The following is a 17,838-nucleotide window of genomic DNA, read 5'->3' on the forward strand; positions in this document are numbered from 1 at the left end:
CCTTGTTTATAGAGCAAAATCAGGGAGGGTTGGGATATTCCCCCGATAGCTGATGGATCACTGCTATAGACAATTTCAAAAGCTTCTACTTAAAGTATAAAACACTGGAGATACCTCTCTAAAATAGGATGAAAACCCTAGACCAAGATTTATCTATGAAATGCGATCGCTTTTTGACTCTTTCCCTCGTGTTAAGTCTGGGATTAGCTTTTCCCCCTTCTTTACCCGCTCAAAATCCCCCCGCTACCACCTTTCAACCGGGTCCTTGGCAGCCGGTTGCTAGGGTGAATATGAGTCGTCCCGTGGAGATCAAAATTATCAATCAAACCGATATTGACCTCAATTATGACCTATCGGCCAATATTAATTCCTCTCCCCAATTATTATCTCCTGGTACGGAGACAACCCTAAAAGGTTTGGTAATTCCAGCATATATTCTGATTAATCGGGCTAATGCCGCCTCGGATCGCGATTCTTCCAGTTTAATCTATGCCGTAGAAGTCAATCAGGATAATTTAGTCACGATTACTGTCACCAAAGTTCCGGGGAGTACCCCCGGTTATACCACCTTTAACATCAATCAACAGGGTGCTATTTATATTTACTAGCTCTAGCTTAGGGCGATCAGGCCACAATTATATTATCGCGATCGAGATTTATTCGAGATCGATCGACAATTGTAACGTTTTAGTCAATTAACGGTAATTTCCGCCCCAGGAAAGTTAAATTAATAGGGATATAACTCGTAAATTAAGTAGCTGGTTATAATTAAATTAAAAATGGATTTTAGGTTCGATCCCCCCTAGCCCCCCTTGATAAGGGGGGAAGCCGAAGGCGGGGGGATCCCCCTTGATAAGGGGGGTGCCGATCCCCCCTTAGTCCCCCCTTAATAAGGGGGGCATCTGATAATTTTTCAAGCCTACCTACTTAGCCTACAAAAGGTTAAAAAATATCCTACAAACCTGGCGAGGACAAACATGAATACAATCACTAATTTTTTAGCTAGTGCTATTGTCGGTGGTTGGATTATGACTATGGCAGTTTTTGCTATCCAAAATATCCAACCAGTTTCTTTAAAGTTTCTACAATTTGAGTCAATTAAGGTACCCATCGGCATTTTATTGGCTTTTTCTTTGGGAATAGGATTTTTTATCGCCGCAATTATTCCCGCTTTTTTGAGAAAGTCGAAAAAATCTCCTCGCAGTCGCTTTTCTTCCCCAGAATCGGGGTTAGACGAATTGGATTTTTAAATAGTCTTTTGACTGGCTAATTTATCGGCTCTCTTAGGGTTTGGTGGCTAAAATGTGTTCTAAGATACAGTCTTGCCAGCGAGGGACTGGAACGAACCACAAAGACACAAAGGACACGAAGATCGATCGGTCTTATATAAGTTAAACTGATCACACAAAGAATAAGAGAGCCATTTATCGGCAGCACCCCAAGTGATTGTAGGGGCTAATTGCATTTTGTACTTTAAACAACATTATAATTTTTGATAGCTGTTCTGACTCTCTCATGAATAGAAGCAAATAAACTTCCTTGCCATAAATAATTAAATTTATTTTCTGTGATTAGATTGAGACAATTTAAAATTCGCTTTTCCCAGTCTTTTTGATTGTAAGTATCTTTTCCCCAAGCTTGATATAATTCTCCCTCACTAATGCCACCTAATTTATGAGATAATCGATTTCTATGATTACGCAATTCTTCAGAACCCCAAGCTTTTAAATTCTTAAAGTTTGCCTGGGGAGAAGTGAGAGCAATATACTTCTCTATTAATCTCTGTTGAGTGCGACTATCTAGCTTAATTTCAGAGACAGGATTGCCATTATTAACAAAAAGTTCTTTAAGAGCAGGATATTTATTCAACACAGATGATTGTAAAGATGAATAAGTATATTCAGAATTAACCATATAGTCTTTAAATTCATGTTTTAAACACTCATAAATTAAGCCTTCTACCGCTCGGAAACTATGAAGCATAGCCTCGGTTGTATTTTTTTGTTTTAGTCTAACTACTGCGGTATAAGCTTGTTCATAGGCCATCCACCAATATTGTTGATGCTGCTCTTTTTGTTGATTATTGAAACTAAAAGAAGCGGATTGAAAAAAATCTTCAAATTGTCCTTGATTCCAGCTTACTCCAGATTTAATTAGAGCATAAGTTTCTTTCCATTTTTGTTTATTTTGTTCATAGTAAGGTTTAACTAAGTTATGAAGACCAGCATAATCATAGCGTTCTAATAATTGTAGGGCTTGTTGTCGAGTGCGATCCCAAAGATAGTTAGTCCCTAAAAAAGGCCCTGTGTAATCTGAAGAAATTCCCTTTTGATTGTTAGAAGGGGTGGGAATAAATTCATAGAATTTAATATCGTTTCCATAAAAACTCAATCCCGAAATTCTCGACGCTTCTGAAGCTTGCCCCACCCCACCTTTTAAGCATAATAAAATGGGTTGATCGGGTTGAGGTTTTATATTTTCTTTCCATACTTGTTGCCACCAACGGAACATTTCCTCGAAGTTAGAAGGGTTTTCATCATTTCTACCTATATAGAGAATATTTACTACCAAATCAGAATTTAATTTATTTAGCCAATACTTAATTAATTCTCCTGAGTAAAGAGTATCTTTTTCTCTTTCTTTTACTGTTTCATTTTGATCAGTTACTACTAAATAAACTTTTTCGAGATCATTGATTTTATCTTCCAAAAGCTTACCCAAAATGACTGGTTTTACTTGATCGCCATAATATTCAATGTTTTCCCAAAGGTATTGGGATATTTCTCGAAAAGATGATTTTTCGGTCAGAGCTAAATCAGACACTACTTCTATCTGTTCTCCGAGAATATCACCTTTCATACGATCATCGCCAATATTATACCAGTCACCAGTGGTGACTTGAAACATTAAATCTCTGGTTCCGATCGTTGCAACTAAAATTGATTTCATGAGATTATAAAGGGAATATTTGAGCAAAATTTTGAGGACTTGTATTACTTCTTAATTGTTTGATAAACTCTTGACGGGGATTCAGATTAGCGCCGAATACAGTAACTATCTGACAGCTAAAATGATCATCTCCTACATTCGCAATCCAGACTGGAGATGGTTTAGTGTCTTCCTTTTTTCTACCTACTTTGCCACAAAGGTCTGGATTATAGTTACCGTTAGGGTTAAATTCTGGAGAATGAAGAACTTTTAACGCATAAACTTTATTACTACTATTTTCACCCTTACAAACCAAAATTTTACAATTACTATCCGCTACATCATTCCAAAAATTTTGGGATACTTGACCCACTGTTCTAAGATTATTAGGATCGATGTCAGCGCCGACAACTTGCCCTAGAGAGTTATAAAAATCTCTTAAACGAGCTTGAAATTGTCTTTGCACAAGCTGAATACTATTGGGAGTTTCCCAAAATTCTTCATCGTTATTAATATAAATCGTACAACCGCGAATTTGGGGATTACTGCTTCTTTTGTATTTCGGTCGTCTTGCACCCTGACCTATACCACCCATATTCACAATGAACCAAAGTAAATGTTTGTACAATTTTTTTAGGGAATTTATTTGACTTGTCGGTGTCTCGGTCGATAGAGATAAAATTACACTACCATGTTGCTCATTTTTGTGATGACTAGGAGTTTCGGTAGTATTAACTTTGAGATAACCGTATTTTTTAGGATTAATACCTCCAATTAATTTAGCTTCAATCTCTTGAACTTCGTTAATAGGTAAAACTCCAGATGCAAAAACACGAAACCAGTATCGCATCATCGATTTAAAAGCCACAGGACGAACTTCGGATTGAGGTCTAGGTCTTGCTCCGTAATTACCATTCTCAAATTTTTGATAACCATGAATTAATTGACCTTCTAGCTCAAAATCCAATCGATAAAATTCCGATTCTAATCTTGGGTTTTTTCCAGATACGATCAATTGTCCATAACCACTATTTACTTGTGAACCTATACCAAGCTGTAAACCTTTTTTCAGCCATTGTTTTACCTGTTCAAGTATCTTTTCATCTTGACAGTTACTAGCTAGACGTAAACCAATTAAAAAAGTTGATTCTTTGAGAGATAAAAAAGGATTAGGGTTAGGAGAATATTCTAGAGAATCATCTTTCCATGACCAAATATTATTAGCCATGTCCATTTCTAACCCCCCGTTTTTAGAAGGTAAAGGATAGGCATCAAAAAAGACAACTTTACCCGTTTTATTTTTTTCCTCTTTGGCGTTTATATCACCAAAATAGGGAGCGATTTCTTTTTCCGCTTCTTTCCATTCCAGATTATTTTCCGCCATGATTTCTCGGATGGCTTGGTTTCTGGCAACACCGCGCAATGTACTAGATGGAATATAGGGCATTCCGAGGGCATCAAAGGCAGGTAAAAGAATACTTTCCGGTCCACGATGACCACCGACACGAATACGCCAGGTGGATTTGATTTGAAAAGTGATTCCGTCTTTCGCTAACAGTTGGGTACGTTGATTGAGTTGGTCAAGACGCTGAGTGTAGTTAGCATTTTCTTGGGCTGTTTGCAGAATTTGGGTTTTAGTCGCATCTTTGTGTGGATAGTCGGCAGCACGCATCCAACGGAGATATTCGACAAAACTGGCTGATTGGTCGGGTTGAGGTTCGTTTTCGGGGTCTAACCACGGTGAGGGTGGAGGAGGATTGTTATTGCCGCCACCACCGTTATTATTGCCGCCGCCACCCCTAGGAGGCTTTTTAGGGGATTGGTTGTTATTTGTGGGTTTTATAGCTTGATTTTTTAGGGTGGGTTTTTGAGGGGGATTAGGACGTTGTAAGGGGCTATGGGACATAATAATTATAATTTCCTTTCTAGTTCAATGAATTATAAAAACTGTGGTGACAATTTACCTGAGTTAGTCCCCACTTTCCACATCGGGATAGATGGCATTAGCCCAGAAGCTAAATTCTTGGGCGATTTCCAAGCCTAAACCCGTTAGTCCTAGATAATCATCAGTGGAAAGTTTTTTTAATGTGTCTAATCCTTGTGGGTTGGCTATATTCCGGTTGTTCGAGATTTCTTCAAGACACTCAAAGTATATTTTAACAACTTCTCGCTTGCCTTCTTTGTCTTTACTAATAGCAGTTTCTTCGGCTTTTAGGCGCATCATTCCCCAAGTAGAAAGATAGGTATAAAGTTCAATAGCTTGTTTTTTTTGTTCTTTGCGGCGACTATTATCAGCAGTGGCTGAGGACAATTCTTGCAAGGCAGTGAATACGGGATTGCTAATCGTTCTAGGGTCGAATGTCATGGTTATTTTGGCTCCAAAAGTTAAAAAATATTACCTGACCAAAGGGTATCAAGAGAGATAACAATATCGGGAAATGCGGCAGCGGATAAAGTTCCTGTACTAAATTTTTCTTGATATTGATAATCAGAATTTATCGGTTGACGGAAAACATAAATCTCTCGATTTTTGATGGCAACTACCCAATATTCTGCAATACCAGCTTGGGCATAGATGTGTTTTTTTTCGGTTAAGTCTTTACTGAGAGTTGAGTCGGAAATTTCGATTAACCAAAAAATTTCATCAGCATAGGGATGATGATCTCGATAGCGAGAACGAGGGGGAAAAACTACAGCGATATCGGGTTCAGGTTCTGAGTTTTCTAAGGTAATAGGTCTAACTTCTCTTACCCATGCTTTATCCTTGAGACGTTGACGGAGAAAGTTGGCTAATCCTTCTCCACTGTCTTTATGTAAAGGGCCTTCTGGACTCATTTCGAGAATATCTCCATTCAGTAATTCTACACGCCGATCGATTAAAATTCCCGCCGCAATCATGCGATGATAATCGACCACTGACCATTTAGCTAAGGCAAGATTAGCTGTCATAAATTACCTCTACCATTGTTGCACAAAACCACGTCCTAAACTTTCCTGTCCGCCGATTTGTAGAATGTCATTATCTGCTAATAACTGTTTAAAATCAGCTTGGGATTGTTGTCTGGTTCCATTAGCTTGAGAGGTAATACCCCAAGGAAAATACATTAAGGTGTCGGGGGGAATAGCTTCTTCATAACGAAATCCTCCATCGACGGATTTATGCTCATCTAATTTAATTTTAACTTGTCTCCATAAACTCATTTGAATTAGAGTCGTGCAATGCTGATCGGGTAATACTAAGACTTTATTAATGCCACTGCTGACAGAGTTTTTGGGAATAAAACTTGGCCAATTTGACCAGTCTTTTAGATCATCGACCTTGAGAATGGCATCCTTGAGATAAACGTTGGTGTTGGCCTTTTTAAAACTACAGCTATATTCGGGGGGAATTGTCAGACTAGGATTAGTTAATCTTGTCCAACGACGGAGAAGTAAAGGCGAAGTGATCCAGACGACACCGTGACTAAGGGAAGGGACGGGCAACCAGAGAATCGAACCATCTCCTATCCAGATGTCTCCCTGTTCCAAGTTTTCTGCACCTTTATCGATTTCATTACCGAATAACTTAAATTTTAGGTTTTCTTCGGTAGCTAAAGAACGGATTTTCCCGCGAATTGTACTGGAGGGAATATAGGGTAAAGTGGTATGGGATTCACGAGCAATACCCACTAGATTCCCCTCTTGAGTGGTTCCTCCGGTATGTAGGGGAGAAAGTAGATAAAAGTGAATTAAGTTCATGATTAATTATTCTCCTTTATAGTTGATCCAAAGTAATTCCGAGTAGCCTAATTTGCGCCAGCGTTGGTGATATTCGGGACTATCGGGCTGATCTTGAAATAGGCGATCAGGTTGATTTAAATAGTATTGACTACCCGGGGGGGCCGCGAAGACTTGGGGGGCGGGAATGCTAGTATTTTCTTTTGATTGAATGCGGCAACTGATCGGAATAGCTCGATCGGTTGCGACACTGACTAGATTGCCCGGTTTCTGATTACTATTAACAGTATGGGCGAGTTTCCATTCCCAGGGCCAAGAGCGACAAATGGCTTGATTATTATCGTGACGGCGTTCAAAAATACCGGGGGTAACGAGATAAGCGATCGCTTTATTTATTTGTTTAAAGTTCTCCTCGGATTTTTGTTTTAACTCTTGCCATTGTTGACCTAAATTATCGCATTTTTCCAGTATAACTCGGTGTCCTTCTCCTCCTAACCGCAAAGTTGTGGGAGTGGGAATATTAACATCGATTCCGATCGCTATACTCCAACCGGGTAGCATTCGGATCGCTTTTTCCACAAAGTATCCATCGGCATCTTTTACCCGTTTGCTTCCCGGTTTTATGGCGTTATGGGAACGAATTTCTTCTCGCCAGGGTTTATCTTCTCCTTCGTGCCTGACTAACCATTGAGAGGGATCGATCGCTCCTGTTTTTAAATAATCGAGAATAACTTTAAAAGGTAGATACTGACGATATTTACCTTCGTTCTCTTCTTCCGCTTGATTTTCTCGATTTTGGCAATTTTTGTTAGGTTTAGCCTTAGCTAAGGGGGCAGGTTTCAATCGATCCCAAAATATATGGTTTTCTGAAATCGTTAAATTATCACTCCAAGAAATAGGAATTAATGGGTCAGAATTGGCGAATCCTAAAGGACGGGGTAGATATAAAGTATCTCCAGCAAAAGATAGGAATGGACCAGTGATTTTAAAATAACTATTTTTAGAGCGATCTAGTAAAGCACTTAAAGCACCGGCGATCGTGTGACCGTTGGGGGGAAATGTACTTCCGGCCCAGGCTCTTTCTCCGGGGCTAAAGGGTTTGGCATCCCGTAGGAGAAGAACATCTAGGGGAGTGATTGTGTACCAATACATTAAATGGAACCTCCGATCTTAATCTCTCTTTTTCGAGTCATAAAAGCCGCTAATTTCATCCAGCTACGCACGGCTTCGTTAAGATCATTAGGATCATTTTCCGTGGTTAACCAAAGATGTTTGAGAAAGTTGGTTAGGTCTTTTTGAAAAGCTTCTCTGTTCTCTGTTGTTAGATTTTCCCGACGGCTAGAGAACGCCTTGACCCAAACCTCGATCGCTTCTATCATTGGTATAGGATGCTGTTGCCAAAGGCCGGCCACTGCCTCGAATAAACTGGCATCGGAATTACCGGCGAGAAGTTGTTGCCATTGATAAAAAACATCAAACTTAGCCGTAGATTTTAGGATGTTTCCGTTGCCGTAGAGAACGCGCACTTGTACAGCATCTTTTTTGACTTTTTTGCCGTCAAAGTCTTTATAGGCGTGTTCCTTGGCTTTTTTCTCGGCTTCCCAGAGATTTTCTAGGGCGATAGCAAGGGGTACGGAATGATGAGCGATGACAATACCGAAACTGATAGTCGCCCGCTTTCCCATGGTAAATAGGGGACGTTTGGCGAGATTTTCGGCAGGTTTTTCGCCTTCCCATTGCCAATAGTCACCGGCGTTATTAAATTCCCCATGGGGGTCTTTTTCTCCCTTAAAACATTGCTGGATATCCCATAACCATTTATCCCATTCCCAGAGATTAGTATAGGCGAGAACATCATCACCGCCACCATAGATTAAGCGTCCTGCATAGCGTTGTTCGGTGAGGTAGGGAACGAGTTGATTAGAGAAGTCTAAAAGGGCGCGACTGAGGGCGCTATGGGTAGATGGTCCCATGCGTTTTTTGAGGGTGACAAAATCGCCAAAAGCTTTTTGTACTTCTTTTTCTAGGGTATCGGTTTCGGTCGGGGGATGATCGGCGTATTGATGAAGTGACTTAGGGATATATTCTCGATAGGGTTTCATTTCTTGGCCTTTTAACCATTCCCCCATTCCGTCACCGTCTCCTGCGGCGATAACATACCAATCAGCCGGGTTATTGTGGGGATAGTTTTGGTCAATTAATTGGCTTAATTGATGGCGATAATTAGCCATTTCTTCATCGGTAATCTCTAGTTCTTCTACTAACCATCCCGCATTGAGAAATCGAGGGTGATAACGTTTATATTCTGGTTCGATGTGATCGTCAATGTAGGGGATTCCCCAGGGTTGGGTAAGTGCCGGGGGAATCTTTTTCCCGTCTTCTCTTAACCTACGCGAGATGGTGCGACAAACTCGATGAAAATGGTCGAGATCACCGCCTGTTTTGAGATAACCGGCGACTCCCACGGTTAAATCGGGATAAGCGGCATCTAGACGCTCTTGGTCGCTATTTTTTAAGAGTTTTGGCAGGATTAGGTGTAATCCGCGTTTAACGGTTTCGGTGGCGTTGAGTTGTTCGATCCCATCGAATAATCCGGCATTTCGTTGCCAATATTCTTTGCTTGCTTTTTCGCTAATCCAATCGTTGTTACTATCGGGATGGACGACGGGGCCAAGTCCAGAAATGGTGGAACGGGGGCCGAAAGCGGTGGGAATCTGCCAATCGCGGGCGTTTTTGACGGCAGCAAGGGCCGAACGGTTTTGATCGAAAGCACTACTCCACCAAGAACCAACATTAGAACTAAAGGGATGTTTTTTCCATTTCTCAAGGCGTAGTTTTCCAGCTTTTTGCAGAAATTCCTGCTCTTTTGTTAAGAATAAAGCCTTGTCGCCACTTAGATTATAAAGTTCGTTTTGTTTATCTCGCCAGCTTTGCGCTTTTTCTGGGTCTTCGGCTTGATTTTCGTCGATATTTTCGTTTTCTTGGTAAATTTCGCTACTGGTGAGGAGTTGGTCTTCTCTACCGATGGGGACCCCCACATAATAGGTTTGCCATTGGGCATTTAACCAACTGTCCCAGGTACGACTATTTTCTTTTAATTTGGGCATCCAGTGACGTTCTCCCAATTCCTCGAAAACTTGCCGACTAATTTCTTTCCATTCTTTTAATAAACTAGATTTAGCGGTTTGCATGGCCGCTGCCACCTTATCTTTGGGCAAGACGAGGATAATAATGTTGGGAAATCCGGCGGTTAGTAATTGTCGATCGCTCGGTGGGTCGATCCAGGGTTTAAAATCGGGATATTTCTCTAGTAACCATCGATCGATTAAGGGTTGTGCGTAGAGAGAGGGATAGATCAAACTATCGGGGCCGTATTGTTGGGCCAGTTGCCAGCAGACTTGAGCAGATAGATAGTGCAGAATCCAAGAACCTGCCCAAAAATCGCGCATTTTGCGGCTGGCTTTGATTAGTTCTTGCACAGGGGAAAAGGTAAAACTAACGAGATAAGCGTGGGATAATTGTTTTCCCGTCGGCCATTTATTGACCACATCCTCGGAGGTGAGATCATATCCCGCTAGGGCCCCGGCGATGGCCGCCGTTAAACTGGCATGACTCCAGATCGATCCGTCCGGTATTCTGGTTTCGGCGGGCATTAAAAGCAGATTTTCGTCATCGAGTAATTTCGTCGCCGCTTGGGGAAGACAGCGCCATAACCACCAAAATAGTTCTTTAGCTTCGTTTTCTGAGATTCCTGTGCGTAATCTGGCGGGAATTTGGTTAAATAGTTGGTTTTCCTGTTCTTTTAAGTAATCTGTGCGGTTAGAAGCGATTTTCTTATGGGTTGTGTCGGCTAATTTGAGATCTAAGGGTTCTCCGGAGAGGAGGTGACGCAATTCTAGACCTGTTTGTTGATCGTAGTTAACGAATTGGGTTAAACTACCGATCGCCGATCGATCGCTGGCTGAGGTGATATAGTCAGCTAGTTTGATTTGTTTGAGAATTTTTTTAGTCGATTCTTCGGGGTTATGTTTTCCCCACAACTTCATTACTTCTAAATCTCTCCAGAAGCTGTTATCACCGCGTCCTGAGTTGCTATGTAGGGCCTTGAAGACGGGATCGTGTAGTAGTCCCCAGATTTTCGCTTGCCAGTATCCTAGGGCCATAAACGCCTCAATTCCTTGCTGACCGATGTTCTCAGTATATCAATATGCCTTAGGAACCTCTAGAGATAACACGATATTTTGAAGATTTTTCTAAAAAGCTTCAAAAGCTGATCCTGTCTAAGTTTCTGGTGGTATGAATTTTTTACTATGATTATCGTCTGTTGGGGGAGAATATCGATCGACCAACATTTGCGCCGATCGCCGGTGTTTTTCCGCCATTTCTGGGGGAGAGAGAATCTGGGCCTGTTCGAGATAGCGCTGTACCCACCAGAGAAATTCTTCCAGGGAACGGGACGGGAGAGCGATGTGGTAATCGATCGAGTTAAGGATTTTCGTCTGCGGGTCGATCTGGGGATTTGTCAACTGCTGCCGGGGGTGACGTGCTTCTCCCTCCCGGATAAAGTAACTCACAGGATGAAAAAAGCGAACTTTAACGGTAATTAGGGTTAATTGTGCCGCTAATTCCAATTTTTGCGCTGCTAAATCCCCCAAATTCAAGCCCCAGCCATTTTTAATCAGTTTGTGGGCATTATTGAGGCTGTGGCGCTGTTCTTCGAGGGAGCGAGAGGGTTCTGGGAGGATTCGACAATGACCGGCGAAACGATTGAGGCGGCCGATCGCCAGACAGCCATCGGGATAGGTTTCATAGAGGAGATACCAGCCAATGTCACGGTAAATTAACTGGAGGGGATAAATCGGGAAGGGCCCGGTAAATTTCTTTTGATAGGGATCGATCGGTCGGGCGATCTCGATTACCTCTCCCCGGACAATGGCCTGTTCTAGGGTGTCGATTTTCTCGTATAAAGTTTGGCGATATTTTCCCCGTTCCATCATCTCTTCCGGATCGGTATAGTTGATCGGTCGATCGAGTTGTTCCCGGACGGGATAGAGAAAGTCAGCCCGGGAGCCGAGTGTAAACCCTTGAAGACGGCGATCGAGTTGGTGATAGACCTGACGGATTCTCGGATCACCCTGATAGAGGGCCCGGGAGCGGAGTGCATCAAAGGCGATTTTAAGTTCGTCGGGACTCATAACGCCGGTGCCGAGATAATACCCCCAGCGATAGATGTGGCGATCAAGAATTTTGTAATCCCGTAGGGTCGTTATGTCTTTTCTCAGGGTGGCAATGGAGGGATATTCCGCAGGCCAACCGAGGGCGAGGGTGGCGGCGAGTTCTCTCACCCGTTCCTGTACTTCTGTTAATGCGTTGTGATCTTTCCCCGAATGGTAATTTTCCGAGGGATCGAGGGTTTGATAACCGACTCCGGGGTGTCGGACGAGGGTGGCGATCAGGAGCATAAGTCGCTGGAACTCGCGACTATCTCGTTCACGCAGCGTTCTTTCCCTAGGGGATTTGGGGTGCTGAGTCATACAGATGCAATCGGTTCAGTCAAGGGGAAAGCCGATATAAATTTACCTCACTCCGAGGGCTAGAAAATCCGATCAGGACTGGAAAAATCAGCCGCTCGATCGAGGGGTTAAATTATTGGCTTTTTAGGGTATCATCGACTAGCGACGGATAGGGGTGGGAGCAGATAACCTCGGTTTCCGGTAAAATCCCTCGATCTACCACAGGATAAGGGTTTTGTGGTTTATGGGGTTGACTGTGCGACCGTATCTAGCTATAATTAACTTATCCGTCGCAACTGGCTTCCGAACCCCAATCCTGTTCGGACGTTTGCCTACCGGCTCTCTCTACTCGCTAGAGAAATTAATTGAATGGAAACTAGAGAGAGCCGAAGTAACAGCCGATGACATTCAAAAACTCTCTACTCGCTAGAGAAATTAATTGAATGGAAACCCTTTTTCAGTAACTTCATGAACCTCGATCGCACCCTCTCTACTCGCTAGAGAAATTAATTGAATGGAAACACTTTTAGAGCTAACTCAGGATTATCCTTAATTAACCACTCTCTACTCGCTAGAGAAATTAATTGAATGGAAACATTATTGCGGACTCTAATCTTGCTTGTTTCCACGCCTCTCTACTCGCTAGAGAAATTAATTGAATGGAAACCCTCCTTCTTTGATAATTAAATAACCAGAATCCCGATAATACTCTCTACTCGCTAGAGAAATTAATTGAATGGAAACTTTTGTTTATGCGCGATCACTGTGATTTGAAGTAATCTCTCTACTCGCTAGAGAAATTAATTGAATGGAAACCCGGGAGCAAGGCAGTCCGTGCGACCCATCTTAGCCTCTCTACTCGCTAGAGAAATTAATTGAATGGAAACGTGACTCGGAGAGTTGTTATTTGTCCCTCTCCCCACACTCTCTACTCGCTAGAGAAATTAATTGAATGGAAACCATAAATTCCCCTCGAAATCAGGACAAAAGTAGATAAAAGACTCTCTACTCGCTAGAGAAATTAATTGAATGGAAACATTCCGCCGCGCTATAGCGATCTGATATTCGTATTCCCTCTCTCTACTCGCTAGAGAAATTAATTGAATGGAAACAGCAAAGAATCCACCTTATCCGAATCTAAATATCGGAAACTCTCTACTCGCTAGAGAAATTAATTGAATGGAAACATGATCGTAAAATTTACCGACTGCCCTGACAGTGTCTCTCTACTCGCTAGAGAAATTAATTGAATGGAAACTTAAATATCGCATTTTGACGTTCAAGATCATCTATCTCTCTACTCGCTAGAGAAATTAATTGAATGGAAACCGTTGCACCTGTTTCCAGTGGATTCCTTCCTTGTAACTCTCTACTCGCTAGAGAAATTAATTGAATGGAAACAACTAATGTTATTGCAAGATCATTCCGAAAAGTGTCATCTCTCTACTCGCTAGAGAAATTAATTGAATGGAAACAATCTTACATAGGGATATACAGCAATATGATCTGTGCTCTCTACTCGCTAGAGAAATTAATTGAATGGAAACGGCAAATCTGCCGAGAGTCGTGTTTTACATCTAGTACTCTCTACTCGCTAGAGAAATTAATTGAATGGAAACTTCTCAATCCGTAAGCCGCCATTAAAGAAAAAGCTAATTCTCTCTACTCGCTAGAGAAATTAATTGAATGGAAACCCGATATGCTGCAGAAATCGATGAATCTGATAAACGTCTCTCTACTCGCTAGAGAAATTAATTGAATGGAAACTCAACATTCTCAAGACTGTCAAACCAACCGTCGTTTGTGCTCTCTACTCGCTAGAGAAATTAATTGAATGGAAACCCATTATCTGTAGAATGCTGTTGCTTTATGTCTTTTCTCTCTACTCGCTAGAGAAATTAATTGAATGGAAACGGGGGAGTAAAATCATAATCTTCGGCCGCTTCTAAGGCTCTCTACTCGCTAGAGAAATTAATTGAATGGAAACGAATATTCGCACCGGATAGCTATCCGATCAAATTCTATTTGCTCTCTACTCGCGCTTAGAAATTAATTGAATGGAAACTGCAAATTCCAATAATTCATCGGTTGCCTGTTTGATATCTCTCTACTCGCTAGAGAAATTAATTGAATGGAAACAATAACTTTTGTTTAGATTCCTGCGTCAATTTGTTCTCTCTACTCGCTAGAGAAATTAATTGAATGGAAACTTCCTAGTTTGGTAGGGTTGATTCATGAATCAACCCTACTTTCTCTCTACTTGCACTTAGACATTAGCTGAATCTCCCCCAATCCCTTTCCTGTTGACTCTTGCAAAAGTGCCTCATTTCAATAGGCAATTTAAATGCGCGGGCAGCTTATTCTATATGGTAATGTTTAATTGTATTCCCACAAAAGTTGCTTATGTCCTTACCTGAACTCCCTCTTCATCTTCAATTAACCCAAATGGTTTCGGGTTATTGGCTATCTCAGGCCATCTATGCTGCGGCTAAATTAAGTCTAGCCGAGCATTTAAGCAAAGGAGCGAAATCCTGTCAAGATTTGGCCTCCCTAACTGAGACTAATCCTGCTGCTTTATACCGACTGATGCGAGCGTTAGCTAGTGTGGGAATTTTTCAAGAAACTGAATCTCAACAGTTTATACTAACTCCCTTAGCCGAACATTTATCTAGTGACCATCCCCGGTCAGTAAAAGCGACAGCAATTATGTTAGGAGAAGCCCCCCATTATCAAGCCTGGGGAAATGTGTTACATAGTATTAAAACGGGACAACCATCTTTTGATGATGTCTTTGGGATGGGAGTCTTTGAATATTTTCAAACCCATCCGCTAGATGCAGAGATTTTTGAACAGTCGATGAATAGTTTTTCTTTTTCGGAGGAGAAGGCTATTTTAGCTGTGTATGATTTCTCGGAATTTCAAACCCTAGTAGATGTAGGTGGGGGATACGGTGAGATGTTGGGGACAATCTTAGAGCAATATCCCCACCTCAAAGGGATTCTTTTTGATGAAGAATATGTAATTTCCCATTGTCAACCGACTTTAGAAAAACACGGGATTCTCCATCGTTGTCAAACCGTTGGCGGTAGTTTTTTTGAATCCGTACCGTCGGGAGGAGATGGCTATTTATTAAAACATATTATTCATGATTGGGATGATCGACGAGCGATTGCTATTTTGAAAAACTGTTGTCAAGCTTTAGATAGCAATGGGAAAGTTTTAGTCTTGGAAATGGTTGTTCCTGCGGGTAATAATCCTTCGGCCGCTAAAATGTTAGACCTAAATATGTTAGTTATGTGTCCGGGAGGTAAGGAAAGAACCGCAGAGGAATTTGAGGAATTGTTGAGTCAAGCGGGATTAAAATTAAATCGAATTATTCCAACTCAAGAGGATATTTGTATTATTGAATGCGTTAAAAAATAATAGAATAGAAAACGGGTTTATTCAAGAAACCCGTTTTCTATTGTTTAGATATAAGTAGCCCAAGATTTTGCCCAGGCAAGAATTTCATGAACTCGATCGAGGGTTGAAGATTCACAGTAGAGACGCAAAACCGGTTCTGTACCACTAAAGCGAATTAACAACCAACTGCCATCTTCTAAACGGAATTTATAACCGTCCATAGGATTACAATCAGTCACTTGTTTACCTGCAATTTCCCTTAAGGGTTCCTGATCCAAAGCAGTAATTAACTGATCGCGAGCTTCCATATTAGCTAGGGGTAAATCAATGCGATCATACTGAGAATGAAAACCGGTTTTATCCTGTAATTGCGCGTAAAGATCGCTTAGATCTTGGCCCGATTCTACCACCGCTTCCAAAACGTATAAAGCTGATAATAAAGCATCCCGTTCGGGAATGTGAGTACCATAACCGACACCTCCCGACTCTTCCCCACCAATTAACACAGGAGTGGTCAACATTCGATCAGCGATATACTTATAACCGATCGGAGTTTCAAAGACCGATAAACCGTATAAACTGGCTAATTTGGGGATTAAATCGGAACCGCTCACCGTTTTGACAATTTCCCCTCTCATTCCCTTTTTGCCAGCTAAATGCTCGATTAAAATCGGGATGAGATTTTGGGTGCTTAAAAAATTCCCCCGACCATCGATCGCCGCCACTCGATCGCTATCCCCATCGAAGACCAAACCTACTCGCAAAGGGGCTAAATTGGCGCTGTGAGCCAGTTTATCGATGATTTCCGTCAAATTTCTCGGTAAAGGTTCCGGAGAGCCGCCACCGAACAAAGGATCGCGATTGCCGCGTAATTCCGTGATCCCCACCCCCAAAAGACGCTCTAAACCGGTAGCCGCCGCACCGTGCATGACATCGGAATAAACTTTTAGTTGTCCCGATTCGATCGCCTCGGCAATAGCGGCAATATTAACTTTTTGGCGTAAACCCTGACAATAACCCGACCACGGTTCAAAAGTGCTTAATTTACCTGCATTGGCCTTAAATTGCGGCGGATTAGACAATAAAGCTTCAATTTGTTGGGTAATTTCCGGCGAGACAGAACCACCAAAATAACCTTTAACCTTCAAACCGAGATATTTAGCCGGGTTATGACTGGCGGTTAACACGATCGCACCGAGAGCATTTTCTGATCGAGCTGCCCAACTAAAAGCGGGAGTGGGAGCGTAGGATTGGGAGAGAAGCACATCAAAACCTGCTTTTTGCAGCGATTCCGCCGCAGTTTGAGCAAAATCCTCCGCCATAAACCGCCGATCATAGCCGACGATTATCGTCCGCGAACCCGTGATCTGACCATAATTATCCGCTAAAACCTGAGCCGCCAAGGGAGCGAGCAGAGCGACTCGATCAAAAGTAAAATCGGCGGCGATAATGCCGCGCCAGCCATCGGTTCCAAATTTAATCGGGTTCACGGTGGTCATGATTTACGAACTACCCCTAAAATATCCATTTTCCCAATACTGTAACCCGCTCCGTACCCCTTGGCGATAGGCAATGGGGAGATGGGGAAATGGGGAAATGGGGAGATGGGGAAATGGGGAAATGGGGAAATGGGGAAATGGGGAAATGGGGAAATGGGGAATTTCAGCTAAAACCCTAAAACCCTAAAACCCCAAAACCCCAACACCCTAACACCCTAAAAACCCAATACCTTTTCAGGTTTCTCGATCATCGGTTTTTGCCGCCGAATCGAGCGCGCCGACTTCACTGGCTAATAATTTTTCCATTAACATTTGTAACTTCATCCGTTCTATATAGGGCCATCCCCCGGTTTCCTCGATATCCCGGAGTAATCCGTATAAGTCCTTACGAGTATTGGGTAAAGATGGCTCGAACATCTGCTCGCGAATTTGCCGATGTAAATTTTCTAAAGTTCGCAGCAACATTAACAAACCGTTACAATCTCCCTGCTGTTCTTGGGCGATCGCCGTCACCGTCGTTACAAGGGAATGTAGTTGGCTATCTAATTGGCTATTATCTCCAGGCAATCGGCTATTCATCGAAATTTCTGCATCTGAAAACAGTCACACCAATCATATCAGTCATCAGCTATCAGTTACTTAGCCTGCATTATTCATGAAGACTTTGGAAAATCCTCGAAAGCCTTGGCAAGAAGTTCATCTAGCGATCTGGCTGAAAAACAGTCTGTTTTTTGAGATGTCCTCACAATCAGGTTTTTGCCAGTTGGTGAATAATGCAG

Annotated in this window: 13 protein-coding genes and 1 CRISPR repeat array; of the genes, 3 read left to right on the top strand and 10 right to left on the bottom strand. The window is 42.1% G+C overall.

What is annotated here, in order from left to right; genetic code table 11:
* Positions 1-155: 155 nt before the first annotated feature.
* Complete coding sequence (locus tag IM496_RS16600; protein WP_104395960.1) at positions 156-608, top strand: hypothetical protein; 453 nt, start codon at positions 156-158, stop codon at positions 606-608.
* Positions 609-977: 369 nt separating this feature from the next.
* The gene (locus tag IM496_RS16605) at positions 978-1,250 is read left to right on the top strand and encodes a lipopolysaccharide assembly protein LapA domain-containing protein (RefSeq protein WP_194014573.1); all 273 of its coding nucleotides are present in this window, start codon (positions 978-980) and stop codon (positions 1,248-1,250) included.
* Between the two features lie 223 nt (positions 1,251-1,473).
* On the opposite strand, the gene IM496_RS16610 is transcribed toward IM496_RS16605, so the two are convergent.
* The 8 genes from IM496_RS16610 to IM496_RS16645 form a co-directional block, all read right to left on the bottom strand.
* A complete protein-coding gene (locus IM496_RS16610) occupies positions 1,474-2,949 on the bottom strand; it encodes a hypothetical protein (protein ID WP_194014575.1) in 1,476 nt (491 codons plus the stop codon).
* 4 nt (positions 2,950-2,953) lie between these two features.
* On the bottom strand, positions 2,954-4,834 hold the full coding sequence (cmr6, locus tag IM496_RS16615; RefSeq protein ID WP_287662616.1) for a type III-B CRISPR module RAMP protein Cmr6: 1,881 nt from the start codon (positions 4,832-4,834) through the stop codon (positions 2,954-2,956).
* A gap of 63 nt (positions 4,835-4,897) precedes the next feature.
* Positions 4,898-5,293 (bottom strand): hypothetical protein, encoded by a 396-nt coding sequence (locus IM496_RS16620; protein ID WP_194014579.1) that lies wholly within the window; start codon positions 5,291-5,293, stop codon positions 4,898-4,900.
* A 20-nt stretch (positions 5,294-5,313) separates the two neighbouring features.
* On the bottom strand, positions 5,314-5,877 hold the full coding sequence (locus IM496_RS16625) for a Uma2 family endonuclease (RefSeq protein ID WP_287662617.1): 564 nt from the start codon (positions 5,875-5,877) through the stop codon (positions 5,314-5,316).
* Positions 5,878-5,886: 9 nt separating this feature from the next.
* A complete protein-coding gene (gene cmr4 / locus IM496_RS16630) occupies positions 5,887-6,666 on the bottom strand; it encodes a type III-B CRISPR module RAMP protein Cmr4 (protein WP_002751432.1) in 780 nt (259 codons plus the stop codon).
* 6 nt (positions 6,667-6,672) lie between these two features.
* Positions 6,673-7,797 carry a type III-B CRISPR module-associated Cmr3 family protein gene (locus IM496_RS16635; RefSeq protein WP_287662618.1) on the bottom strand — a complete coding sequence of 375 codons (1,125 nt, stop codon included), beginning with the start codon at positions 7,795-7,797 and terminating at the stop codon, positions 6,673-6,675.
* Entirely contained in the window at positions 7,797-10,808 is a 3,012-nt protein-coding gene (gene cas10, locus IM496_RS16640; protein WP_287662619.1) for a type III-B CRISPR-associated protein Cas10/Cmr2, read from the bottom strand. The genes IM496_RS16635 and cas10 overlap by 1 nt, the downstream gene beginning before the upstream one ends.
* Positions 10,809-10,925: 117 nt before the next feature.
* On the bottom strand, positions 10,926-12,179 hold the full coding sequence (locus IM496_RS16645) for a helix-turn-helix transcriptional regulator (protein ID WP_194014586.1): 1,254 nt from the start codon (positions 12,177-12,179) through the stop codon (positions 10,926-10,928).
* 320 nt (positions 12,180-12,499) lie between these two features.
* Positions 12,500-14,146: direct repeats of the CRISPR family, unit length 36 nt; unit sequence CTCTCTACTCGCTAGAGAAATTAATTGAATGGAAAC.
* A 415-nt stretch (positions 14,147-14,561) separates the two neighbouring features.
* On the opposite strand from IM496_RS16645, the gene IM496_RS16650 reads away from it, so the two are divergent.
* Positions 14,562-15,581, top strand: coding sequence for a methyltransferase (locus IM496_RS16650; RefSeq protein ID WP_287662620.1), 1,020 nt, complete (start codon positions 14,562-14,564; stop codon positions 15,579-15,581).
* A 44-nt stretch (positions 15,582-15,625) separates the two neighbouring features.
* Here the strand turns inward: IM496_RS16650 and IM496_RS16655 are convergent, their stop codons facing one another.
* Positions 15,626-17,059: a phosphoglucomutase/phosphomannomutase family protein gene (locus IM496_RS16655; RefSeq protein ID WP_287662621.1), complete on the bottom strand. Its 1,434-nt coding sequence runs from the start codon at positions 17,057-17,059 to the stop codon at positions 15,626-15,628.
* Between the two features lie 234 nt (positions 17,060-17,293).
* Positions 17,294-17,638: a hypothetical protein gene (locus IM496_RS16660; RefSeq protein WP_194014592.1), complete on the bottom strand. Its 345-nt coding sequence runs from the start codon at positions 17,636-17,638 to the stop codon at positions 17,294-17,296.
* Positions 17,639-17,838 lie beyond the last annotated feature (200 nt).

The organism is Microcystis sp. M049S2 (assembly GCF_020245625.1).
Taxonomy (GTDB): domain Bacteria; phylum Cyanobacteriota; class Cyanobacteriia; order Cyanobacteriales; family Microcystaceae; genus Microcystis; species Microcystis ichthyoblabe_A.